Origin of the sequence: [Clostridium] symbiosum (assembly GCA_036419695.1) — a bacterium.
Taxonomy (GTDB): domain Bacteria; phylum Bacillota; class Clostridia; order Lachnospirales; family Lachnospiraceae; genus Otoolea; species Otoolea symbiosa_A.
Genome location: CP143946.1, coordinates 1,358,895 through 1,383,061, shown reverse-complemented (window position 1 = coordinate 1,383,061; position 24,167 = coordinate 1,358,895). Strand labels below are relative to the sequence as shown.

The following is a 24,167-nucleotide window of genomic DNA, read 5'->3' as shown; positions in this document are numbered from 1 at the left end:
TCTTATTGCACACTTTGGAAAATTTTTTCTTCGTATGCGACATCGGCCAGAAACAGTCCCTCCGCAGGAGCCGTCTTTCCCGCCCGACTTCTGTCAAGACTTAAAAGCGCCTCCCTGACGGATTGTTCGCTTCGTTCGTGGAGTCCGGCTTCGAGAAGCGTCCCCACCAGAATCCGCACCATATTATAGAGGAAACCGTTTCCCTCAAAAAGAAATTCAAGCTGTGTGCCCTCCCTGCGGATGTCAATCCGGCTGATGGTCCGAACCGTCGTCTTCTTCATCTTTTTAACCGAACAGAATGCCCTGAAATCATGGGTGCCCACCAGAAAGGCCGCCGCCCTTCTCATGGCTTCCAAATCCGGCATGGTTCCCAGTCCATATCTGTATTTGCGTTCAAATACGTCTTTTTTCTCCGCCGTCTCGATCCGGTAAATATAAGTCTTTGAAATGGCGTTCAGCCGGCTGTGAAACCGTGGCTGCACCTCCTGCGCATCCAGGATTCTGATATCCTCCGGCAGATATTCATTCAGATAATTTTTAACGGACGCCATAGCGGAGGAACTTTCTTTCCCCCTGAAATAGGACATGGGCAGATGGAAATTGGCCACCTGACGCAGCGCATGGACACCCGCATCCGTCCGGCCCGAGCCATGGACTTCCACCGGACACCCTGTCATCCGTTCCAGGACGGCCTCAAGCTTTCCCTGGATTGTCTGAGACGTATTACCCTGTTTCTGCCAGCCGTCGTAGCGTGTGCCGTCATACTGTAAAATAATTTTTATATTTTTATCTTCCAAAGTTTCTCCCCGTCCTTTTTTTCCTTCCTCTTTCAGCTTTCCCTGTTACAAGTAAACAAATACAGAGGTACAAAATTGTTCCCGTAATAACACCGCTCATATCGAGCCACACATCGCTGATCTGTCCGGATCGTCCCTCCGTAAAAAGCTGAAGGGTCTCATCCACAAAGGGAATGAAAAAAATGAGGAGCATGTGGATCTGCCTTCGTACTGCGGCGCCGAACTCCAGATTTCTGATACTTTTAAAAAGCAGGATGCCGAGCACCGTATATTCTCCAAAATGGGCGCATTTTCGAATGATATGTTCCGTCAGCCATGGGGCGCTGAGCCCGGCCGCATTAATTGCCTGATGGACAAGACGGAGCACAAAACCGCTCTCCGCAGACGATTCATCCGCCGGGGTCAAAGAATTTGAAAATATGAATATGATATAGGCCAATAACAGGACATGCCAAATCATCTTTTTTTTCACAAACGTCACTGTCTCTATCCTCTGCCTCCCTGCTTCTCACGGCATCTTCCATTTTCTTCCAGAATGCCGCTCTCTTTTACGGCATCCACCGCTTTCCCAATGGCCTCTTCATCCTGGACCAGGGCCATTCTCACATAGCCTTCCCCTGATGGGCCGAAGGCGCTTCCCGGAGTCACAAGAACACCGGTCCGTTCAAATAATTCCGTTACAAATTTAAGGGAATCATTAAAATGAGCCGGAATCTTCGCCCAGACGAACATGGTGGCCTCCGGCTTGTCTATCTGCCATCCAATGGCGTTAAAGCCGTCACAGAGCAGGTCGCGCCGTTTCTCATAAGCCGCCCTCGTCTCGGCCACGCAGCTCTGATCTCCTGTGATCGCCGCAATGGCCGCTTTCTGAACCGGCAGGAACATGCCATAGTCCATATTTGATTTTAACGTTTTAAGGCGGCCGACTACTTCACGGTTTCCGACACAGAAGCCAACCCTGGCTCCGGCCAGTCCGTACGTCTTGGAGAGTGAGTTAAACTCCACTCCCACCTCCCTGGCTCCCGGAAACCGCAGAAAACTTCCGCAGGTTTTCCCGTCAAAGACCAGTTCACTGTAAGCGTTGTCGTGAAGCACGATAATATCATATTTTTGGGCAAATGCAATTAACTCCTGATAGAAACTGTCCGGCGCCATGACGGCGGTCGGATTGTTCGGATAAGACACTACCATCAGTTTTGCCTCCATTGCCACTTCTTCCGGAATTTCTTTCAGATCGATAATATAGTGGTTCTCTTTCCTCTGCGGCATGTAATAGAGCGATGCGCCGACAAGGGACGGGCCGTCCGCGAACACGGGATAGCAGGGATCCGGAACCAGAATCCGGTCTCCCTCATCCGCAATTGTCATGGCAATATGGGAAAGCCCCTCCTGGGAACCCAGAAGAGAACAGATCTCCGTCTCCGGGTCAAGCTCCACTCCATAGCGGTTCCTGTACCACAGGGAAACAGCTTCAAGAAGCGCTTTCCGGTCACTGATAGCATATATGTAATTTTCCGGTATCAGACATTCTTCGCTCAAAACTTTCAGTATATGTGGAGCCGGCGGGATATTGGGCGCTCCAATGCTCAAATCCACAATCATGTTTCCCTCTTCCAGTCTCCTCTGTTTCATCTGGGCCAGCATGGAAAAAACGCCTTCTCCAAACCGATCCATTCTCTTTGCAAATTCCATCTGAATTCCTCCTCTTATGCAGGGCAGAAAAAGCCAATTTAAGTCATTATATTACATTGAGGGGGGAAAGTAAAGGGTGGGGGTGGGATGAAAAATGAGGATACTTAGCGGGGGTGGCGGACGGGGGAGTGGATGGTTATGAGTCTTCAGTCCTGGGATGGGGATCGAGGCGGGGGAACGAGGGCAGAAAAAGATTCCTGTGGGAAACGCTTGCGCTTTGTGGAGTGCATAACAGTACTAGACTCGAAAAGACCTCGTCAAGTACTGATGGACTCCAATATTCCCACAGGAATCTTTTTCTCCCTCGTTCCCCCGCCGGGAAGGTTATGACGGGACTGAAGACGCGAAGTGTGCTGCCCCGCCCGCCATCCTGGCATCGCTGATTCCTCGTTTTTCTTTTGGGAAAAAGAGGGATGAAATGCGAGGAAAGATTGGAGGGGACTATTGTGTGTTGGGGGTTTTTAGGGATTCTACTGCCGGTTTTATTGTGTCACGGTCTGTTGGGGTGGAGAATTCCAGGGACAGGAGTTCGGTTTGGTTGGATATGATGTATAAATCCCGCTCTCTGCTGTTCCAGGACTCTTCGATGGCGTTTGCCATTTCGGCATCGTTGCCGTGACAATCCAGGGTGTAGTGGTACCGGACTACCTCGGCGTCCCCGTCTTTCCAGGTTTCTTTTTTCTCTATGTTCCAGACGTTTCCCCTGTTGATTGGGTATGTTTTTTTCGTGGAGCGAATGATCCAGGGGAAGGGGCTTTTGTAATACTCCATCCTGAGATCCTGTTCTTTTCCGGAGGGGTCACGTCTGACGCCGCCCTCTCTCTGGTAAAAACAGAAGGCGGTCTGCTGGCTTTTTTCTCCCCAGCTTTCTTCGAATGTGTAGCCGCCCAGTTCTTCGAATTCCACGGGGAATCCGGCTATCCGTTCGTACCGTTTTTCTTCGCTTCTGTTCGGAAAAATGGAGATAATCTGCAGTGTGATATAGATCAGGGCCAGCGTCCCCACTATGGCTGTGGCGACTATATAAATCATGACTTTTCCCGCTTTTGTCGTCCCCTGCGTCTCCCTGACCATTTCCAGGACTTTGCCGCAGTAGAGTATGAAAAGTGTTATGATAAAAATCTCGATGATAAACGGCAGTGCGCCCGTTCTGCCCTGGGCATATGCAAGCAGTGACAGAGCAGCCAGAATAAACAGGCCATACAGGGCATTTCTTCTTTTCACCTTCTTCCAGGAGGTATGGGGAAGTGTTCCTGTTTCATCAATTGTTTTTCCGGCCCTGTAATACCAGATTACCGGACCCAGCAGCTGGCCTGCCACTATCAGGATCAGCAGGCAGTAGAAAAACATGAGTATCAGTTGTTCGTAGGATGAAAACTGGGTTCCAGGGTTCTTCAGCATGGACTTCAGCATCCACAGCCAGGCGCCGATTATAAACAGCTGGCACAGTACCCTCCCCCAGGAAAGCGTGACTTTCCGCTGAATCTCCAATTGGATTCGGGGATCTGTCTCTATCGGCACCGTATCTTCCTCTTCCGTATAAAAGATTTGCCAAAGAGGTCCGCCGTACTGTAATTTCCAGCCGCCCTCCTCGCAGTATTCACGGAACTGCTGTGCTTCTATGCTTTCCACGCTCTCAAATTCCGAGCCGCCCGGCAGGACCGCTACACAAAATTTAAGTCTTTTCGGCTCGCCCTTTTCAAAGCTTTCAATGCAGCTCTGGCGTATATTCTTTAAGAACCAGCCCCTTGCCGCCATCATTTCCAAATATTCGGCAAAGGCCTCGGTCTCGTATTCCTTGAATGTTATAAATGTATACTTTTTCTTTGCCATGGCGGGACGCCTCCTCTCACTGTGCTTATTTTGCTTTTTGGGTGATAGAAAGACAGAAAGTTAGTCTATTATCTTTTCTATGTTTACCGGGTTCTGTTGTCCAAGCTCAATCCAGTCGGGAGTTATCCTTGTAATGTAATCCAGGGGGAAGAAAATAACTCCGATCAGTATGATGATTACGAGAATTATTATAACCCTGGCCTTCTCTCCCCCGGCCGCTCCTTCGTTGTCCCGCCTGTATCTGAACACTTCTATGCAGGCGCTTTCGAGCATTTCTATCCAGATAAGCGTTATGAGAAGCGGACGTATCTGGAATGCCGCCAGAATCATGATAATTGAAAAAACAAGTTCCAGGCCGCTTCTGAACATAGCCTGTTTTACATCGCCGGATGGAATTCCCTCTCCTCTTTCCACGCTTTGGCGTGCCTTTCTGTACCATCTAATCATGCTAAACCGGCTTATGGCCCTGTAGATTGCCCAGACGGCCAGAAGACCACAGCCTGCCACCTGTAAAGTCGATAAAGAGCCAATTCCCGTCTTCCAGATCACGCTTATCGAAGGGGCAAGCAGGCAACAGACCATCAGGAAATCCAGAACCAGGCGCCAGGGCGCCATCATGATATCCCGGATCAAATCCAGCTTCGTCTCCGGATCGCTCTCCACCGGAAGAACGTCTTCCTCCCCCGTATAAAAGATCTGCCAGAGAATTCCTCCGTATTCCAGATTCCAACCGGCCTGACTGCACAGTTCACGGAACTGGCCGCTGCCTTCATTCTCTTCAATATCAAATCGGCTGCTGCCAGGCATCAGAACCACGTTGTAACGGCGCCTTGAAGGTTCCCCTTTTCTGAAAGACCAGATGTTGTTTAACAGGCTCCTGTCTATATACCAGCCCTTTGCCGCCATCTTTTCGAGATATCTGGCAAATGCCTCTCCTTCGTATTCCCTGAAATTGCAATACCGGTATCTTCTCCCTGCCATTATAAACTGCCTCCCCTCATATATTCACGGCCCTCTTCCACCAGCGTTTCCAGGCGCCTGTATTCCTCCTGGAGCATCGTTCTTCCGTGAACGGTTATCTGATAGTATTTCTTTCTGCCTTCGACCTTTACCTCCTGTATCATGTCTTCTTTTTCAAACTTCGCCAGGAGCGTGTACAGGGTACCCGGCCCAATCTGGATTCTGTCTCTCGATATCTCCATGGCCTTTCTGGAAATATCAACTCCGCATCTCGGCTCTAAAAGAGCCAGCAGGATGTAATACATCTGTTCCGTAAGACTCTGGAACTGTTCCCTTGCCACAGCCGCGCCCCCTCTCTTCTATATTTGATTCCTGTATTGATGTTCCATTTTAATTTTCTGTTTTAACATTCTATTCTGACTGTCTATTTTGCCTTTCTTTTAAGACCTTCTATTTTAACCCTCCGTCCATCCACAATCCTATATTGTAAGTTTAAAAGATCTCTTTCACAGCAAATATCGAATATCGATATTTATACTTTTATTATATTATCGATATTCGATATTGTCAATTCCAATGATATTACTATTTTCTTACATTATTAAGAACAACGCTCCCTGCCCATAGACTTTGAGCGGAAACTTACTCTCCGTTTCCGCCCCGCAGCGCTATAACAGTATAAAATGGTTTTTGTCGTATGATATAATCTTTGCCTTCTGCATTTTAGACAGTTCGGCGGACAGGGCGCTCCGGTCCACGGCCAGATAGTCGGCCAGCTGCTGCCGGTTGAACGGGATATCAAAACTTCCTTTCCCCACTTTCTCGGCCTGGTAGGAAAGGTAAGAAAGTACCTTTTCCCGGATCGTCTTCTTGCTCATATGGTCAATCTTCGTCGTCAGGGTAAGATTTCTGCCCGCAATCACGGTAAGCAGGTTTTGTATTACCCTGGAATGAAACTGACATGCCATTGAACAGACCGTCAAAAGTTTCCTGACTTCCAGAAACATAACTTCCGTATTTTCCGCCGCCATGACGCTGACCATCAGGGGTTCCCCGACGGCGCAGGCGTAACTCTCGCCGAATATCTGCCCCGCTCCGATCCCTGCAATGATCTGTCTGTTCCCCCAGTAATCTTCCCGCATCACCTGGACCGAACCGGTAATAACCATTCCAACGGTGGTAATCGTATCGCCCATTCGGAAAATGTATTCGTCTTTTTTATAAGATCGGCTGACAGCGGACAGGCATTTCAGGACACTCTCCGTCTCCTCCTCCGTAAAACCCCGGAAAAGGCAGTTATCCGGCATCGATTTATTTTTCATATTTTCTCTCCTTTATGTTGTAATTACAACAGACATATTGCAATCATTTTAATATACTGTAACCACAAGTTCAAGAGGTACAGGAAAAAGAACTTGCTGTTATATAACCGGTTCAGAAAGTGAGGAATTATTATGATAAGAAGAATTATAAAAATCAATGAAGAAAAATGTAACGGCTGTGGTATCTGCGCCGCTGCCTGCCATGAAGGGGCCATCGGGATGGTGGATGGAAAGGCAAAGCTTTTAAAGGACGATTACTGTGATGGTCTTGGGGACTGTCTCCCGGCCTGTCCGACAGGCGCCATTACATTTGAAGAAAGAGAGGCGGCGCCCTACGATGAAGCGGCCGTTAAGGCAAGAGCGGCCGCTGCAGCTGCCGATACGGCCTCCTGTTCCTGCTCCCCGGTCCCGGTAAGTCAGTTATCTCAGTGGCCGGTTCAGATTAAACTTGTTCCGGTCAGGGCGCCTTATTTTGACGGAGCGAAGCTCTTAATTGCAGCGGACTGTACCGCCTATGCCTATGCCAATTTCCATAACGAGTTTATCAAAGGCAAAATCACCCTGATCGGCTGTCCGAAGCTGGATTCCGTGGACTACTCGGAGAAGCTGACGGAAATTATCAGGAACAACGATATTAAGAGTGTCACCGTAGTGCGCATGGAAGTTCCGTGCTGCGGCGGAATCGAACACGCGGCGAAAAATGCGCTCCAGGCCAGCGGAAAATTCATTCCATGGCAGGTTGTAACCATCTCAACCGACGGCAGGATACTGGACTGAACGTAGAGTAAACGGTAACTTAATTCTATGCAGATTCCATGTGAAAGGAGAAAAACATGAAATATCCCTATATAAAAAATATCGCCCATGAGGAAGCCGTTACTTTGTGCGGTCAGGTCACAACTCAGCCGGGACAGATAGTCAGCAAAACCCTGGCTCAGAACAGCGCCGTCAGCATCACGCTCTTCGCCTTTGACAAGGATGAAGAAATCAGCACCCACGATTCCGAAGGAGATGCGATGGTCACCGTACTCGAAGGAACCGGCCGGTTTACCGTAGATGGCAAAATCCACGTCCTGAACACAGGGGAAACTCTGGTCATGCCGGCCAAAAAGCCCCATGCCGTGTATGCGGAGGAACCGTTCAAGATGCTTCTTGTTGTAGTTTTCCCATTTAATAAAGAAGCGTAGCAGGCTTCTCTCATCACATCAGTCATATCAGCATAAAAAGGAGAAAAATAGATGAACGATAAAATGTTTTGTTTTCAGTGCGAACAGACCGCCGGATGCAGCGGCTGTACCGGCAGGGCCGGTGTCTGCGGTAAAACGGCTTCTGTGGCCGGACTTCAGGATGAACTGACCGGCGCCCTGATCGGCCTTGCCAGATCCTGTTCCGGCAATCCGGTCACGGATAGGACCTGCCGGATTATTTTGAAGGGACTTTTTACCACCGTTACCAACGTAAGTTTTGATGAGGATTCCATCCGGCAGATGATAAAACAGGTGCGGGAAGAAAAGGATTCCATCGTGCCCGGCTGTAGTGCCTGCGGTTCCCCCTGCGGCCATAACAGCGATTACGGCATGAACAGCCTCTGGAATGCCGATGAAGACATCCGTTCCCTGAAATCCCTGATTCTGTTCGGTATCCGGGGGATGGCGGCCTATGCCTACCATGCCATGGTACTGGGATACAGCGACGACACGGTCAACCGCTTCTTTTTAAAGGCCCTCTTCGCCATCGGCGAGGATTGGGGCATGGATGAACTGCTCCCCATTGTGATGGAGACGGGCGAAGTAAATTTACGCTGTATGGAGATGTTGGACCGTGCGAATACGGAATCCTTTGGAACCCCGGCTCCTACCACGGTCTCCCTTACCGTGGAAAAAGGCCCGTTTATCGTCATCAGCGGCCACGATTTATACGACCTGAAACTGCTGCTTGAACAGACGGAGGGAAGAGGCATCAATATCTACACCCATGGTGAAATGCTCCCGGCCCATTCCTATCCTCTCCTGAAAAAATATTCCCATCTGAAAGGAAATTTCGGCACGGCATGGCAGAACCAGCAGAAGGAATTTGCAGGTATCCCGGCTCCCGTACTTTTCACCACCAACTGCCTGATGCCGGTAAAAGAAAGCTACTCCGACCGTGTATTTACGACTGAAGTTGTGGCCTGGCCGGGACTTGTCCACATCGGGGATGATAAAGATTTTACCCCCGTCATTGAAAAAGCCCTGGAACTCGGCGGGTATGAGGAAGACCGGGAATTCACAGGCATGAACGGAGGAAAAGAGGTGACGACAGGTTTTGGCCATGGAACCGTTCTTTCCGTGGCAGATAAGGTGGTGGAGGCCGTAAAATCCGGCGATATCAGCCATTTCTTCCTCGTGGGTGGCTGCGACGGAGCGCGCCCGGGAAGGAATTACTACACCGACTTCGTAAAACAGGCCCCTGCCGACAGCGTGATTCTCACCCTGGCCTGCGGCAAATACCGGTTCAATGATCTGGATTTAGGAACGGTGGCCGGACTTCCCCGCCTGATGGATATGGGACAGTGTAACGATGCCTACAGCGCCGTCAAGGTGGCTTTGGCCCTGTCGGATGCCTTCGGCTGCGGCGTCAACGAACTTCCGTTGACCCTGGTGCTGTCCTGGTATGAACAGAAAGCGGTCTGCATTCTGCTGTCACTGCTTCATCTGGGCATACAGGGAATTTACCTGGGGCCGACGCTCCCCGCTTTCCTCTCTGAAAATGTGCTGAATTATCTCGTTGAGAACTTCCACATTTCACCGACCGGGACTCCGGAAGAGGATTTAAAGAAGATACTTGGAAAATAAGACCGGCTCCCCGTCATCCGGCGTATTCCGGCATAGAAAATAAGCGGCGCGGGTTTAACGGCACATGTCTATCAAAGGCAGATGAAACATAAAAACCGGAAACGGAATGTTTCATCTGCCTTTTGCCGTGGCGCAAAACTGAACGCCGGCCCCGATCACCGCAAACGTCAGCCCCACCACCACGGTCGACAGGAGGGTAAATCCCGTGTGCTGTACATTTATCATTCTCATGCTGCTGTCCATGATGGAAAAACCGCCGCCCAGCGCGGTCGTCAGTATCAGAACCACTTTCGTAAATTTCATTGCCAGAAATCCGGCGGCCGCCCCCAGAATCGCAGGCAGCAGAACCAGGAGAACTCCCTCTTCCTGCATCAGGATTTTTCCTGTTTCAAATACCATCAGAAAAGCCAGGATAAAAATCCCCGCAAGATACAGACGGAATGCGGCCGCCACCACCACAAATCCCGCAATCAGAGCCGCCAGCGCAGTGATCCAGCCGCTTCCGCTCAGTTTCCACGCAATATTGCCTCCGAACAGCGCTCCCACCAGAAAGCCCGACAGGCCAATCCACAATTCTTTTAGCCGGTAACCGTAAAAACAGTTTAAAACTGCGATTACAAGTGTCACGGCTGCCGATAAAATTCCTGATTCTATGTTCATTTCCATTGTCTCCTTCTCTATTTATGACACGACTTTTCCATATTCTTTTTTACTGTTCACATCCGTCCAAAAAGCGCCATGCTGCAGACAGTAATACACATCATTCAATTCTTCCCGTAAATAATAACCATAATTTGCAATATTTCTGCATATTTTTATCTCTTACGTGACAACCTATCAATGAGGTGATAATATGGCATCCTATGTAGCTCCGGCAGTCCAGGAAAAATTCGAATCGCTGTCTGTTGATTTGAAAAATTCGATTCTGGAACGCAATGTCCGGTTGGAAAATATCTTTGATTTAATCAAAGTATTAGAAGAGATCGTGGCGGAAGGTGAAAACTGACGCCCGGACACCGGTACCGGAAAAGATCTGATAAACCAGACTTTTTCCGGTATCCGGTATCTGATTGGGCAGGCAGTGCCGTCGGATATTCTGAGGCATTGCCTGTTTTTCCGGGCGGGCTGCTGCTGATTCTGTCTTATCCCATATAGTAGATTATTGACCATATTTTCCCATTCATTCTTTTTCCGGAATCTTGTCATATTTTTATCTCACAGTATTAAACATAAAGTTAAATCTAACGTAAATCATAAAGTTATCCACAAAAAAAGCTGCGCCGCACTTCTGTATCCACAGAACTGCAACGCAGCTTTTTTTGAATGTCGATAACCTCTTCTCTTCGCAGACAGGTTACCGTTATAAAACGGAGATGGAGGGATTTGAACCCTCGCGCCGGTTACCCGACCTACCGCATTTCGAGTGCGGACCCTTCAGCCACTTGGGTACATCTCCACATTACAAGATGCAGCGGCCTTATCCGACAACTGCACCTCTGATATTATACTAGATATTTTGAAATTTGTCATCCTTTTTTTGTTCTGTCTTTTCTGTTGTCTTTTTAAAGGTTACTGTTCACTCGGGATGTATTCCGTGAGGTGTTTTCACGTGCTTTTCGTGAAAATCCCGAGTTCTGCGGCGCGATGCGGACTTTTCATTACAATCAATGGTGTTCTTTGCCATTTCTATGCATCGCGAAGCGTGTTATTGTTCACAGCGTAAGGCGGTGTGAACAGTAACTTTTAAAGGATTTTCAACTCCATTACTGTCCAAAATAAGCGTCAATTCCATTGGCAATACCAGCTGCTATCAGCTCCTGATAGTCCTCCTGCGCCATCTTCTGGTCTTCCTCCGGGTTGCTCATGAATCCCATCTCTACAATGGACACCGGGATAGTACACCAGTTTATGCCGCTCATACTGTCCGTCTCCTGCACGCCCCGGTTCTTGAAACCGGTCGCGGCGCAGACATAGTCCGTGATCTTCTTGGAAAGGGAATAGCTCTGGTCATGAAGGTTTCCGTTGTAAGGATTCCCCGATGTCTGGCACATGGCCAGCGTTCCGTGGACACTGTTGTTATCCAGGGAATTGGCATGGACACGGACAAAGATGGAGGCTCCGCTCTGATTGGCGATCTCCGCCCTCTCCGCATTGCTCAGATTCACATCGTTGGTCTCACGGATCATAACCACTTGATAGCCGCGCTCCTCCAAAATCCTCTTAAGCTTCTTGGACACCGACAGCGTCAGCTTGTATTCCGGTAGCTTTGTGCTGATTCCCTCCGCACCGGACGCCACTTTGGCCTTCATCGTGGAAGACCCCGGTCCGATTGGTTCTTTTTCATTGTTGCCCTTTGCCTGATGTCCCGCATCAATCGCCACAATGCGGCCGTTGCTCACGGCAGCCGAACCGTCGGCACTGGCCGGAGCGGGCTGGTTCTCAAGAGCCATCACATTCTCCCCGTTCTCTCCCGAAGGATCCTGCGTGGAGAGGAAATCCGACATCACGTAGCATGTGGTGTCCTTATATATGACTCTGCTCCATCCGTCGCTGTAACCGGTCCTTTTGATGCTGTCGCCGGTCTTAAGCTGTGTCACGATACTGAATTCCGTTCCGCATCCCTTTCTAAGATTGACGTGATCCTCCACCACAAAAACGGTTTCGTCCACATCTGTAAAACCGTTGGCGGTCGTACGCTCATTCTCAAGCGAGCTCATCTCCGCCACCGCGGCGCCGTCGGCTTCTTCCGCCGCCTGTTCGCCCTGTGCATCCCCCAGCACAAGCATCCGATCCTGATTTGCTTTTTCTGCCATATCCTGAGAATTGCCGTCATCCGTGCCGCTCCCGGCCGGAATCTGCCCACTCTCCTCCTCCGAAGCCTGGGTTTCCTGCGCCTGCAAAGTAATCGGTTCATACTTGCCGCCGCAGCCCGCCACGGAAGAAGCCATCAGGAATAGACCAAGCAGTACTGCCGCCCCCCTGCGTCCTGCTGATTTTATCATAAAATAGTTCCTCCTCCGACCACGTATTCCCCATCGTAAAACACCACGGCCTGTCCCGGCGTTGCAGCTCTCTGTGGATCGTCAAATACGCACTCCACCAGATCCTCACCAATCATTCGGATCATGCAGGGTGCGCCCTTATGGCTGTAACGAATCTTGGCAGTCACTTTCATCCCCTCCCCGGGAAGTCCGTCCACTGCCATCCAGTTCAGCTTACTGCAGGTAAGTCTTCTGGAAAAAACGTCTTCATTGTCTCCTATTACTACTTCATTTGTCTCCGGGCGGATTGCCGTCACAAATACGGGACGGCCCATGGCAAGGTTCAGTCCCTTCCTCTGTCCGACCGTATAATGGGTAATGCCCTGGTGACGGCCCAGTATGTTGCCGTCTTTATCTACAAAATTGCCTTCCGGTAGATGGCAATCGGTATTTTCTTCAATAAATTTGGCGTAATCGTGATCCGGAATGAAACAAATCTCCTGGCTGTCCGGCTTATTCGCTACTGTCAGCCCGATTTTCTCCGCAATTGCGCGTATCTCATCTTTTGTATATTCACCAACCGGCATGAGCGTATGGGCAAGCTGATGCTGGGTCAGATTGTAAAGCGCGTAGGTCTGGTCCTTCGCCGCCGTCGCAGATTTGCGCAGGGCAAAGCGGCCGTTCTCCAGTTTCTCGATTCTGGCGTAATGGCCGGTGGCGATGTAGTCGGCCCCGATATCCATACTTCTCTTCAGAAGCGACTCCCATTTGACAAAACGGTTGCAGGCAATGCAGGGATTGGGGGTCTTCCCCTCGATATATTCCTGCACGAAATAATCCATTACATTCTCTTTAAATTCTCTTTTAAAATTCATGACGTAGTAGGGAATCTCAAGCCGCTCCGCCACTCTTCTGGCGTCGTCCACGGCGCTCAGGCCGCAGCAGCCTCCGTTCTCTTCCTGAACCTCCGGCTCTTCATCCTGCCATATCTGCATCGTAACGCCGATTACGTCATATCCCTGTTCTTTCAAAAGCCAGGCCGCCACGGAGGAGTCTACTCCTCCGGACATGCCGACTACCACTTTTTTCTTTTCCATGTATCAGTACTCTTCTTCGACTTCTTCCTCACCGATATCTGTCTTTGGCTTAGTCAGTCCTTCTATTTTAATGCCATGCTTCTCCGAATAATCCCAGAGTGCAGCATGGATCGCTTCTTCTGCTAACAAAGAACAGTGTACCTTAACTGGGGGCAATCCGTCAAGTGCTTCCATCACAGCTTTGTTGGTAATTTGCATTGCCTCCTGTATGGATTTGCCCTTTACGAGTTCTGTCGCCATGCTGCTGGTAGCCACTGCGGCCCCGCAGCCGAACGTTTTAAATTTGACGTCGCGGATGATCTGATTGTCGTCGATATCGAGGTAAATCCTCATGATATCACCGCATTTCGCGTTGCCGACAGTTCCCATTCCGCTTGCATTCTCTATCTCTCCGACGTTTCTCGGATTCTGGAAATGATCCATTACCTTTTCTGAATACATGTATTTTGCTCCTTTCAGCCCGTATCTCAAATTTTATGCATGTGGCGGCGCCTGTTATGTTTCTATCCGCGGTTTTGCCTGAATTCCAACGGTCCGCGGATAAAAAAATCATTACGCGTGCGCCACTGCCTGTCTCTTCATGTAGTCCTCATATAATGGAGACATGGATCTTAAACGCTCCACAATTTTCTTGATGCTCTCCACGGTAAAATCAATCTGTTCCATCGTGATCTCGTCATTCAGGGTCAGACGGAGTGAACCATGGGCAATCTCATGAGGAAGGCCGATTGCCAGAAGCACGTGTGAAGGATCCAGGGAGCCCGATGTGCAGGCGGAACCGCTGGAGCCGCAGATGCCGTCCATGTCCAGCATAATCAGCAGGGATTCGCCCTCGATAAACTGGAATGCAAAGTTGGTGTTATTTGAAAGACGTTTGGACGGATGGCCGTTCAGGCGCACAAAGGGTACTTCCTTCATCACGCGCTCGATCAGGTGATCCCTGAGAGCTCTCTCCTTCTCCGTCCTCTCCTTCATCGTGGCCATGGCAATCTCCACCGCTTTGCCGAATCCCACGATTCCCGGGGTGTTCTCTGTGCCGCCGCGGCGTTTTCTCTCCTGGGCTCCGCCGTGGATAAAGGCCTTTGCCTTCACTCCGGTACGGATATACAGGAAACCGACGCCTCTCGGTCCGTTTAATTTATGGGCGCTGGAGCTTAACATGTCGATATGGCATTCATCCACGTTGATCGGAACATGGCCAAATGCCTGTACCGCATCGGTATGGAACAGAATTCCGTGTTCCTTCGCAATCGCGCCGATTTCTTTGATTGGCTGGATTGTTCCAATCTCATTATTGGCAAACATAACTGAAATCAGGATCGTCTCAGGACGGATCGCTTTCTTCAGATCATCTAATTTCACAACACCAAACTCATCCACATCCAGGTAAGTCACTTCAAAACCGCGGCTTTCCAGATATTCGCAGGTGTGGAGAATCGCATGGTGTTCGATTTTAGTAGTAATAATATGGTTTCCCTTCGCCTGATAGGCCTCTGCCGTAGCAATGAGCGCCCAGTTGTCCGACTCGGTACCGCCGTTTGTAAAGTAAATCTCATTCGCCTTTGCGCCGAGCGCTCCGGCAATCGTCTCCCTCGCATCCGCAATCGCCTTCTTAGGCTCTGCAGAAAAATCATATACGGAGGATGGGTTTCCGTAAAATTCCGTAAAATACGGAAGCATCGCTTCTACAACCTCCGGTCTCGTCTTCGTTGTAGCTGCATTGTCCAGATAAATAATCTGTTTCATAATAAAAATCCGCCTTTCTTCTTATTTGTAGTAATAAAGGTAAAAGCTTCATCTACGCTTCTTATTATATAGTAAAATCCAGAAAATACAAGTAGGAATGATTACTAATTTATAAAAAAATAATATTTTACCTCCAAAAAGTGCCCGATGGCATATATTATTGTATGAAAACGGGTTACAATCAGTGCCTTTACTCACCGTTTCTATGTTTCCCTGACCGATCCTTTATTATCCTCATTTTCCCTCTGCATCCGGAAAATATATGAATTTCCTGCGCCGGACGGTACGGGCCGGCACGATGCACAGCAACGGCAAAATGTGCCGTTCCGCGCCGTATAACCCGGGATTTTCACACAAAATGCGCGCGAAAACACCTCGCGGAATGTTACCTGTGAACACCAACGAATAATTCTCCTCCTGCAAAATATATATAATAATAAGTCACTTTTTCCGGAGTCCATATGAAAAAAAATCCACTTATCACCGGAACTCTGCTGCTCACAGCCGCCGGATTCCTGAGCCGGATCCTCGGTTTCTTCTATCGTATATTCCTGTCCCGGACGATCGGCGCGGAAGGTCTGGGCATTTATCAGATGATATTTCCCATCCACGGTATTGCATTTGCCCTCTGCGCGGGTCCGATCCAGACCTCTATCTCACGTCTGGCCGCGGCCAACGCAGAGAAAGGCCGGAGCACCTTCCGCGCCGGGCTGGCCATCTCACTGACGATTTCCGTCATCCTGATGTTTGGAATCCGCCTTACCGCCCCGTTTCTGGCCGAGCGCGTCCTTCTGGAACCCCAGTGTGCGCCTCTCCTGCCCGTGATGGCGCTTTCCATCCCGTTCTCGGCCATCCACGCCTGTATCTGCGGTTATTACTACGGCATGAAGAAAACGGCCGTTCCGGCGCTCTCGCAGCTTCTGGAGCAGTTTATACGCATTGGCGCCGTCTTCCTGATTGCCAGTGTGGCGGCAACAAACGGTAAGGAAATCTCCGTGTCCCTGGCTGTCTGGGGTATGCTGATCGGTGAAGCGGCATCCGCTGTTTTCAGTTTCCTTGTATATTCCTTTACGATGGAAGATAAAAAGAGCGGAAATCCGGGGCGGCCTTCTTACAGCTTTTTCTCCCTGGCGGCTCCCCTGATGGCCATGGCCCTGCCCCTGATGGGCAACCGGCTGATCCTCAACTGCCTGCAGAGCCTGGAGGCTATCTTTGTCCCGAATAAGCTGCTGGAATTCGGCCTTACCAATGCCGAGGCCCTGAGTACATACGGCGTCCTGACCGGCATGGCGCTGCCCTTTATCTTCTTCCCGTCGGCCATCACCAACTCCCTGGCGGTAGTCCTTCTGCCTACCGTATCGGAGGCGCAGGCCGAAGGCAATGAACGCAAGATTGAACGGACCATCGCCATGGCCCTCCGCTACAGCCTCTACATGGGCATCCTCTGTATCGGCATCTTCACACTCTTTGGCGACGGCCTTGGAATCAGTGTCTACCACAATGAAGATGCCGGAACCTTTATCACGATACTGGCCTGGCTCTGCCCTTTTATGTACCTCTCCACGACCATGGGAAGCATCTTAAACGGCCTTGGAAAGACGTCCACCATCTTTCTTCACAATGCCGTCTCCATGCTGATTACACTGGCCGTCGTCGTGTTCTGCATCCCCTTATACGGAATCCATGCTTATCTGGTGGGACTCCTCGTCAGCGAACTGATCCTCGCGGGGCTGCACATCCACACCCTGGCCGGCCAGGTGCCCGTGCGCCTGAATGCAGGTACCATGATTGTAAAACCGACGCTCTGTCTTCTGGTTTCCATCGGGATACTGTATGCCGCCACACCGTCCCTGGAAACGCTCCGCCAGGCGCTTCCCGCCGAATTCCTGTTTATCGTGGTGAAGGCGCTGATTCTCTGTGTGCTGTATGGGGGAGGGCTGCTTTTACTGCATAAGAAGAACCGGTAATACCGTCGATGTCTATACGCTTTACACAGGCCGCCAATGTCGGCCATATGAAACTCACAATGCGAATCTTTTATCTGCATTAAAAAAAGAAAAAGCCGCTTCGGGAAATATCAACAATCCCCGCTTTTTCAAAGAAATAGGAAACATAGCGGCGCCTTCGGTCCGGGATGGGCAAAACACTGTGCGTCTTCGGTCCCGTCAAAACCTTCCCGGCGGGGAATCCGGGAGAAAAAGATTCCGAAGGGAACCTGGGAGTCCATTGGTACTTACCGAGGTCTTTTCGAGGTTAGTACCATTATGTACTCCAAAGAGCGCAAGCGTTTCCCGCAGGAACTTTTTCTGCCCGGATTCCCCGCCTGCAGCAGCCTACATCCCGGGACCGAAGACTCACACTCTCCCACTCCCCATCCCGGACCTACCCTCCGCATCCTCATTTCTCCCCCCACAGAAAAAGGCGCCCCCTTTTACAGGAGCGCCCTCTATTCCCCGGATTTTCATCCGCTAAATTACTTTCTCATTTCCAGAACATCTGCAAATGCCTGGATAGCAGTGCTTGCCTGACCGAAGTCACGCATCTGCTGATCGATACCCAGCTTGATGTGCGGGATATCTGCATCCATCAGAGCTTTCTTAAGGTATGGATACTCCATCTCCTCCGGATCACAGAACTGCTGCATAAACAGTACCAGACCCTGAGCTCCGCTTTCTTTTACCATGTTGGCAATAAACTCACCACGGCGGTTCTTGGAAGACTCTGCATCATACAGAAGAACTTCGTAATCCACGTTGGCAAACTGTTTTGCCAGCGCCATCAGAGCGTCGGCCTCGTCCTCCGGAGCGTCTGTGCGGAATGCACGGCTCTCGTGGGCAACGTCGTCTGCAGCGATAGCAATATTGTTCTCTTCAAAGATTTCAAGCAGCTTCGGGTTGTCACAGATGATACCGGAAGTAACAACCTTGGTGCCCTGCCAGTCACAGACTGGAAGTTTCTCAAGTTCTGCGTTCAGTTCCTCAAGCTTAGCTATGTATTCCGGTTTCTCCATGAAGAAGAATGCCTTTAATACAGCGGAACGCTTGGTAGGTGTAACTACATCGCAGTGAGCGCTTGCCAGCTCTACGAATTTACGGCGGGCGGCACGGCTCTTATTGTAAACTTTGATTGCATCCTGGATTGCCTCATTGGTAATCTCTTTGCCGGATACTTTCTCAAGCTCTTCTTTAACGTGTCTGTACTGATCGACACAGAACTGAAGACCGAAGTCTTCAAAACGGTTCTGTGGATGTGCCAGGAAGATAACTGCCATCTTCTCTCCCATGGAAACACGGAAGTTCTGGCTCATAGGACGCAGGGTATCACAGATGGTTGGCGTGATAATTCCGTCCAGGTCGTCCATTGTGCCGTCCAACAGCATCTCAAGCGCAAGCTGGGCGATGGTGCAGTAGAATGTTGCACAGTATTCTTTTGCACGGCTGATGGTCTTGTTATTGGAGCCCCAGATTCCCATCGGTACCATACCTGCGGCATAAACTAATTCTTCCGGAGCATAATATGGCAGAACACCGATCACTTTTTTACCCTGTGCTTTGTATTCTGCAAGCTGCTGTTTCGGAGTGGCAGCCTTAACTTTAAATTCGTCTAATAATGCGTTAACACTCATCTGATTATACCTCCTTTGCCTGCTTGTTTGCTTCCATCGCCTCTACAAGACCCTGTACACGAGTCTCGTACTGAGCGGCATTGAAGTTACGCGGGTCAGCCTGGTCACCGTCGAAGCCTGCGCATGGAACGCCCAGATCGTCGGTAAAGCGGCGCTGCATTTCAGCCATATAACCGCTCCACGGTTTACAGCTTCTGTTGTAGTGAACGAGAACGCCGTCTACCTTATTATCACGGCAGATACCCTCACGCCAGTCAACACCCTGCTCAATGCAGACAGAGTTCGGAGCTTTATAGTAAGCACGGGCCATCTCATCGATGTTATTGTAAACGAAACCGAATGCAGGTGCATAAACAACGGCTGTTACGTTTACTCCATGCTCTTTCAGTGGTTTAAACAGAGCCGGAAGTTTTGGCCAGCATGGGATACCCTCGAACATAACACGGTATTTCTCCGGGAACGGAGTCGTTGTCTCACCCTTCTTAACGGTCTCTTCCAGGTCTCTTGCAAGAAGTTCAAATGCTTCAGCAGCTTCCACTCTTGCACGTGCGGTAACAACGTCGGCCATGTGGTTAAACAGGTCGAAACCGCTGTATGGAGCCGGTTTATACTGAAGGTAATCACAAACTTTTAACCATGCCTGGGCAGTACGGTTTGCGTTTGCACATGCCTGCTCAAACTTCTTCTCGTCAAATTTCCTGCCGGTCAGTTCTTCCAACTGCTTGATTGCCTTATCAAACTGGGCACGAACGTATTTTACATTGTCGTCATGAACCTCTACTGTGTTATTGTACGGAATATCAATCATGATCAGAGGAATGTTGCACATACGGGCAATATTCTCATACCATTTCGTCATACAGTTACAGATATTGTTACAGCAGAGGACAAAATCAGGCTGAGGAATGCGCATCTGACGGATTGGGGAAATAGCCTCCAGACGGCGCTCTTTCTCCGGACCATCCGGAAGAGCCTCGATCTCAAGCAGGTTATCAAGCACAAGATACGGTGTCTGAGTTTTCGGATCTTTTTTCGGTTTTCCGGTTGCTTCGTCGATTACTACATTACCGTCAGCGTCCTTTAATGGTTTTCCGGTTGCCGGATCAATAATGTACTCTCCTGTCTCAGGATCGTACTTACGGGATACGCGGACACCCTTTGCGTAAGCAAGGCTGATGCGGGCATATCCACAGATATCGTTGTCATAGCCCAAATCTTCGGCTGCCTGACACATTAACTCACCGTAACGGTTTGCAGCGATACCAGCAGCCTGGTTCTCCGGATACATAACATTCAGATCAAATGCTGCTGCAAGCTCACATGGGAACTTGGATGAGGACCAGCCAACTAACTCGCCTCTTGCTTTGGCCTCGCGTGCATCTTTGTGGACGTCATCAACGACCTTACGAAGTGCGAGAACGCCAGGACTAACTTGTTTTGCCATAATAATTATCCTCCATTCTTTCTATGAATTACTGCTACTGCGGCGGCTGGCAGCCTGCCATGCAAGCAGAGCGGCGCCAAGCGCACCATTATACTGTGTCAGCGGGGAAATCTTAATCGGACATCCAAGCTCATCCTGAAGTGCCTGAACAACTCCCAGGTTCTGAGCAACGCCGCCGGTCATAACAACATCCGGCACCACACCGATGCGGTGGGCGAGCCCCGTGACACGATGAGCCACCGAGCGGTGAATTCCGGCAATAATATCGCATTTGTCGGTTCCCATCGCCAGCTGGCTTATAACCTCACTCTCGGCAAAAACGGTACAGGTGGAACTGATTCCCACCTTCTTCTGGGACATTGCGCCGAGCCTGCCCAGATCTGCTACCTTTACTTCCAAAACGCGCGCCATAACATCCAGGAACCGTCCCGTTCCGGCCGCACACTTGTCATTCATCTGGAAATTGGTCATTGCACCATTGTCAATGTGCAGGACTTTGACATCCTGTCCTCCGATATCGATGACTGTGTGGACATTTGGAAACAGAAAGGAAGCTCCTTTGGCATGACATGAAAGCTCGCTCATCTGCTTGTCGGCAATACCGTCCATCAGAGAGGTACGGCCATAGCCTGTTGCCAGTGTGTAAGCCATATCTTCCTTTTTCATGCCTATATCATCGAGCACGGCCTCAATCGCGCGCTGCGGTCCGCTGGTACCTGCGCCGACATCAATCAATGATTTTGCCACAATGTCCTTGCCGTCTTTTAAAATGATGCATTTGGAGGCTGTGGAGCCGACGTCGATACCTAAAGTATAAATTGCGCTCATTGTATCTATTTCCTTTCATTAGGCTAAAAAGTTCTTATTACACGGCGTTCCGGCATATCCAGGCACACCGCTTACGAGTCCATGATACCACAAAACGTGCTAAAAGTCGCTGGAAAATACACAAAACGCTATAAAATAATTGATAAGACAGTTATAAAAAAACCTTTATCCGCCCGGGGATACAGATAAATCGAGCAAAGGTTCCAGCAGCCCTTGCCCGATTTATCTGAAAAGTCTCAGACTTTTTTACTATCTTACTATCTTACTATCAACTATCAATTGTTTTATGCACGCAGCGTTTTCACTTATACATTCACTTTGTTTTTAGATACAAATTAATTATTTACCGAAGGTCTGAAATTCACGGACGGATCTTGGTGTGAGCATCTGATGCATCGGGCAGATAGACTGTGGGTTCTGATAAGCAGCCTCAGTAAATGCCTGGATGTACGGACGCATCTCAGTCATGTCGACAACCTCGTCTACCATACCTTTTTCTGTACAGTATTTAGGACGGGACTTGTCTGTGTACATCTGAATCATGTCGTTCATCTTTCCGATGATTGGAGTTAAATCTTCACCGGCTTTTTTCGCTTTAACCAGTTTTCTGGAGTACATAGCGTTGGCAGCTGTCTCACCTGGCATTACATAGTACTCACAAGCGCCTGTACCAATGGAGAATACGTTGGTGTTGTTACCCTGAGGTCCGCCAAGTACGTAGTGGGCAGCAGCGCTGGCCTTACGGATTGTGATCTCTAAGGACGGCAGTTTGGAGTTCTCGATGGAGTAGATCAGGGACTGTCCTAAACCAAGAAGCTCAGCTTTCTCAGCCTCATCGCCTACATCGATACCGGTTGTATCCTGTAACCAGATTAACGGGATTCTGTCACGGGCACAAAGAGTAACGAACTCGTTCATCTTGATAAGACCCTGACGGTATAATTTTCCGCCGATACCTACGGAGTTCTGTTTGTACTCCGGATAGTTCATCAGAAGGCCCTGTGCGTTGGCTACAACACCTACTAACAGACCGTTAACCTTAGCCAGACCGGTAATCATCTCCGGGCCGTAACCCTTCTTGAATTCGGAGAATTCACTGTTGTCGAAGAGACGTGCGATTACTTCATACATATCGTATGGACGTTTCTGGTTCATCGGGATGATGCTGTAAAGGTCTTCTGCAGGAAGCTGAGGAGCCTTTGGTGTGTCTACACGGAAGAACTCAAGGTTGTAAGCAGGAAGGTAGCTGATGTATTTCTTGATACCCTCGATTACGCCTAAGTCGTTCTGGTATACTTCACGGAAGAAGCCTGTCTCATCATAGTGGATCGGAACGGAACCAGGAGCCGGAACTTTCAGCTTGCTGTTCTCGATCTGGGCTGCGATGATCTGCTCTGCAGCTTCATCATCAACATATCCCTTCGGATTCATACCGGATAAGATGCCTGCTCCGCCGACTGCCATGTTGGCATCCTGATGAGCAATCAGGATTGTCGGGGAAATGCTGTGGTATCCGCCGCCTGCAGGGTTGGTACCGTAGATACCTACGATTACCGGAATACCAAGCTGGTTTAATTCAGAGTTACGGAAGAATGGCGTACCGCCTCCGCGTCTGTTTGGATATACTTTATCCTGGTTCGGGAATTCTACACCGGAGCAGTTCAGTAAGTAAATCAATGGAAGATGCATCATTTTAGCGGTATCAGAGCAACGAAGCAGGTTTTCTGCCTGTCCCGGAACCCATGCGCCAGCCATCTTCTTGTTATCGGAAGCTACGATATAAACCCATTTTCCGTCTACGCGGCCAAGGCCGTTAACGATATTTGTAGTGCCAAATTTGTTATTCTCAGGATTGAAAAGGCTGTTTAACGGGCACCATGTACCAGCATCGATTAATGCGTTGATACGCTGCATAGCAGATAACTGTCCACGCTCGTTTAACTTCTCTTCAGAAGTGATGCCTGCTGCAAGGGCTTTTTTGATAGACTCATGGATGTCACTCTCAACAGCTTTGATTTCCTGCTCATTTTCCGGATTCGGATTAACCAGTTCTTTACCAATTGTAGGCATGTTCTGGAAATATCCTGGCATGGAATACATATTCATGTCTTCATTCTCCTATTCTTTAATCACTTAACTATGGTTATTCCGCTGCTGCAGCCTGGGCCGCAGCAACGTATGTAAGACATTTCAGACTAAAATCAGTTAGCCGGCTCTTCCTTCGGAACCTGGATAAATGCCTGGCCCGGGTCGATCTCTTCACGGATCATGCGGATAACATCCGGTGACGGAGCTTCCAGCTTCACTGCTCTGGATACGTCGATATCGAATCCTGTGTTCTCGATAACGTCTTCCGGTGAAGATGTCTCGTAGTAGCCTGCAAGGTACATTCTCTTTGTCTTCTCGTCGAATTTGAGGATACCGCGGTCGGTAACAACTGCCTGCGGTCCGCGGTTGCCCGGAAGACCAAGTCTCTCACGTCCGCCAGGTCCATCGATCCAGCCTGGGCTTGTAACGTAGTCAATCTTCTGCATGAAACGGCGTTTCTCGTGCTGAATCATGATGATTGTGTTGGAGAAGGTTGCGATTGCGTTTGCACCGCCGGAACCTGTGAAACGTGTCTTCGGTGCATGGTAATCACCAATACATGTGGAGTTTACGTTTCCGTAAGGGTCGATCTGGGCGCCGCCGATGAAGGCAATCAGTCTGTCTGTGTCATGTAACCACTCATTCGCCTCAAAACCGATGAAACGGATATTCGGCCACTGGCATCCGCAGTGTGCCATGAAACGAAGGTCACCAACGGAACGCGGAACCTCGATTGGGGAACAGTCCATCAGGCCGCTCTCAACAATCAGGTTGCATTTCGGTGCAAATAAACGTTTTGCAACGGATGCGCCGATTAACGGAAGTCCAGTACCTACAATTGCAATATTATCATTTGTGATCTGCTGGGCAAGTGTAATTGCCTGCATTTCTTTGTTTGTATATTTTGTATAGTCAGCCAT

General features: G+C 49.6%; 22 protein-coding genes and 1 tRNA gene. 5 read left to right on the top strand and 18 right to left on the bottom strand.

The annotated features are described in order from the left end of the window. Positions 1-2: 2 nt before the first annotated feature. The 7 genes from truA to V3C10_06370 all read right to left on the bottom strand — a co-directional run bounded on the left by truA (position 3) and on the right by V3C10_06370 (position 6,604). Complete coding sequence (truA, locus tag V3C10_06400) at positions 3-797, bottom strand: tRNA pseudouridine(38-40) synthase TruA (GenBank protein WVP63442.1); 795 nt, start codon at positions 795-797, stop codon at positions 3-5. Next, positions 787-1,269 carry a VanZ family protein gene (locus V3C10_06395; GenBank protein WVP64581.1) on the bottom strand — a complete coding sequence of 161 codons (483 nt, stop codon included), beginning with the start codon at positions 1,267-1,269 and terminating at the stop codon, positions 787-789. The genes truA and V3C10_06395 overlap by 11 nt, the downstream gene beginning before the upstream one ends. 14 nt (positions 1,270-1,283) lie before the next feature. Next, positions 1,284-2,489: an aminotransferase class I/II-fold pyridoxal phosphate-dependent enzyme gene (locus V3C10_06390; GenBank protein ID WVP63441.1), complete on the bottom strand. Its 1,206-nt coding sequence runs from the start codon at positions 2,487-2,489 to the stop codon at positions 1,284-1,286. A 441-nt stretch (positions 2,490-2,930) separates the two neighbouring features. Further along, entirely contained in the window at positions 2,931-4,322 is a 1,392-nt protein-coding gene (locus V3C10_06385) for a DUF2812 domain-containing protein (protein ID WVP63440.1), read from the bottom strand. Between the two features lie 60 nt (positions 4,323-4,382). Next, positions 4,383-5,303, bottom strand: coding sequence for a DUF2812 domain-containing protein (locus V3C10_06380; protein ID WVP63439.1), 921 nt, complete (start codon positions 5,301-5,303; stop codon positions 4,383-4,385). Next, a complete protein-coding gene (locus V3C10_06375) occupies positions 5,303-5,623 on the bottom strand; it encodes a helix-turn-helix transcriptional regulator (GenBank protein ID WVP63438.1) in 321 nt (106 codons plus the stop codon). The genes V3C10_06380 and V3C10_06375 overlap by 1 nt, the downstream gene beginning before the upstream one ends. 327 nt (positions 5,624-5,950) lie before the next feature. Continuing rightward, positions 5,951-6,604, bottom strand: coding sequence for a Crp/Fnr family transcriptional regulator (locus V3C10_06370; GenBank protein ID WVP63437.1), 654 nt, complete (start codon positions 6,602-6,604; stop codon positions 5,951-5,953). A 132-nt stretch (positions 6,605-6,736) separates the two neighbouring features. Here V3C10_06370 and V3C10_06365 point away from each other — a divergent pair, with 132 nt between their 5' ends. Genes V3C10_06365 through hcp form a run of 3 tightly spaced genes read left to right on the top strand, consistent with a single transcriptional unit; the run spans position 6,737 to position 9,438 of the window. Next, positions 6,737-7,381: a 4Fe-4S binding protein gene (locus tag V3C10_06365; protein WVP63436.1), complete on the top strand. Its 645-nt coding sequence runs from the start codon at positions 6,737-6,739 to the stop codon at positions 7,379-7,381. A 56-nt stretch (positions 7,382-7,437) separates the two neighbouring features. Then, positions 7,438-7,791 carry a cupin domain-containing protein gene (locus V3C10_06360; protein WVP63435.1) on the top strand — a complete coding sequence of 118 codons (354 nt, stop codon included), beginning with the start codon at positions 7,438-7,440 and terminating at the stop codon, positions 7,789-7,791. A gap of 51 nt (positions 7,792-7,842) precedes the next feature. Beyond that, the gene (gene hcp / locus V3C10_06355; protein WVP63434.1) at positions 7,843-9,438 is read left to right on the top strand and encodes a hydroxylamine reductase; all 1,596 of its coding nucleotides are present in this window, start codon (positions 7,843-7,845) and stop codon (positions 9,436-9,438) included. Between the two features lie 111 nt (positions 9,439-9,549). Here hcp and V3C10_06350 read toward each other — a convergent pair whose 3' ends face one another. Then, the gene (locus V3C10_06350) at positions 9,550-10,098 is read right to left on the bottom strand and encodes a hypothetical protein (GenBank protein ID WVP63433.1); all 549 of its coding nucleotides are present in this window, start codon (positions 10,096-10,098) and stop codon (positions 9,550-9,552) included. A gap of 193 nt (positions 10,099-10,291) precedes the next feature. Between V3C10_06350 and V3C10_06345 the strand changes: the two genes are divergently transcribed. Further along, entirely contained in the window at positions 10,292-10,444 is a 153-nt protein-coding gene (locus tag V3C10_06345) for a hypothetical protein (GenBank protein ID WVP63432.1), read from the top strand. 362 nt (positions 10,445-10,806) lie between these two features. On the opposite strand, the gene V3C10_06340 is transcribed toward V3C10_06345, so the two are convergent. From V3C10_06340 to nifS, 5 genes are all read right to left on the bottom strand, one after another. Continuing rightward, positions 10,807-10,894 (bottom strand) — tRNA-Ser (locus V3C10_06340). A 307-nt stretch (positions 10,895-11,201) separates the two neighbouring features. Beyond that, positions 11,202-12,440, bottom strand: a complete 1,239-nt coding sequence (locus V3C10_06335; protein ID WVP63431.1) for an N-acetylmuramoyl-L-alanine amidase — start codon at positions 12,438-12,440, stop codon at positions 11,202-11,204. Next, the gene (gene mnmA, locus V3C10_06330) at positions 12,437-13,516 is read right to left on the bottom strand and encodes a tRNA 2-thiouridine(34) synthase MnmA (protein ID WVP63430.1); all 1,080 of its coding nucleotides are present in this window, start codon (positions 13,514-13,516) and stop codon (positions 12,437-12,439) included. The genes V3C10_06335 and mnmA overlap by 4 nt, the downstream gene beginning before the upstream one ends. 3 nt (positions 13,517-13,519) lie before the next feature. Continuing rightward, on the bottom strand, positions 13,520-13,957 hold the full coding sequence (gene nifU, locus V3C10_06325; GenBank protein ID WVP63429.1) for a Fe-S cluster assembly scaffold protein NifU: 438 nt from the start codon (positions 13,955-13,957) through the stop codon (positions 13,520-13,522). 111 nt (positions 13,958-14,068) lie between these two features. Continuing rightward, entirely contained in the window at positions 14,069-15,262 is a 1,194-nt protein-coding gene (gene nifS / locus V3C10_06320; protein WVP63428.1) for a cysteine desulfurase NifS, read from the bottom strand. A gap of 461 nt (positions 15,263-15,723) precedes the next feature. Here nifS and V3C10_06315 point away from each other — a divergent pair, with 461 nt between their 5' ends. Beyond that, positions 15,724-17,229: a polysaccharide biosynthesis protein gene (locus tag V3C10_06315; GenBank protein ID WVP63427.1), complete on the top strand. Its 1,506-nt coding sequence runs from the start codon at positions 15,724-15,726 to the stop codon at positions 17,227-17,229. A gap of 506 nt (positions 17,230-17,735) precedes the next feature. On the opposite strand, the gene hgdB is transcribed toward V3C10_06315, so the two are convergent. From hgdB to gctB, 5 genes are all read right to left on the bottom strand, one after another. Next, positions 17,736-18,887, bottom strand: coding sequence for a (R)-2-hydroxyglutaryl-CoA dehydratase subunit beta (gene hgdB, locus V3C10_06310; GenBank protein WVP63426.1), 1,152 nt, complete (start codon positions 18,885-18,887; stop codon positions 17,736-17,738). Between the two features lie 4 nt (positions 18,888-18,891). Then, positions 18,892-20,331, bottom strand: a complete 1,440-nt coding sequence (gene hgdA, locus V3C10_06305; protein WVP63425.1) for a (R)-2-hydroxyglutaryl-CoA dehydratase subunit alpha — start codon at positions 20,329-20,331, stop codon at positions 18,892-18,894. Positions 20,332-20,352: 21 nt separating this feature from the next. Next, positions 20,353-21,159 (bottom strand): (R)-2-hydroxyglutaryl-CoA dehydratase activase HgdC, encoded by an 807-nt coding sequence (hgdC, locus tag V3C10_06300; GenBank protein WVP63424.1) that lies wholly within the window; start codon positions 21,157-21,159, stop codon positions 20,353-20,355. 339 nt (positions 21,160-21,498) lie between these two features. Further along, complete coding sequence (locus V3C10_06295) at positions 21,499-23,265, bottom strand: carboxyl transferase domain-containing protein (protein WVP63423.1); 1,767 nt, start codon at positions 23,263-23,265, stop codon at positions 21,499-21,501. Positions 23,266-23,360: 95 nt separating this feature from the next. Next, positions 23,361-24,167: a glutaconate CoA-transferase subunit B gene (gctB, locus tag V3C10_06290; GenBank protein WVP63422.1), complete on the bottom strand. Its 807-nt coding sequence runs from the start codon at positions 24,165-24,167 to the stop codon at positions 23,361-23,363.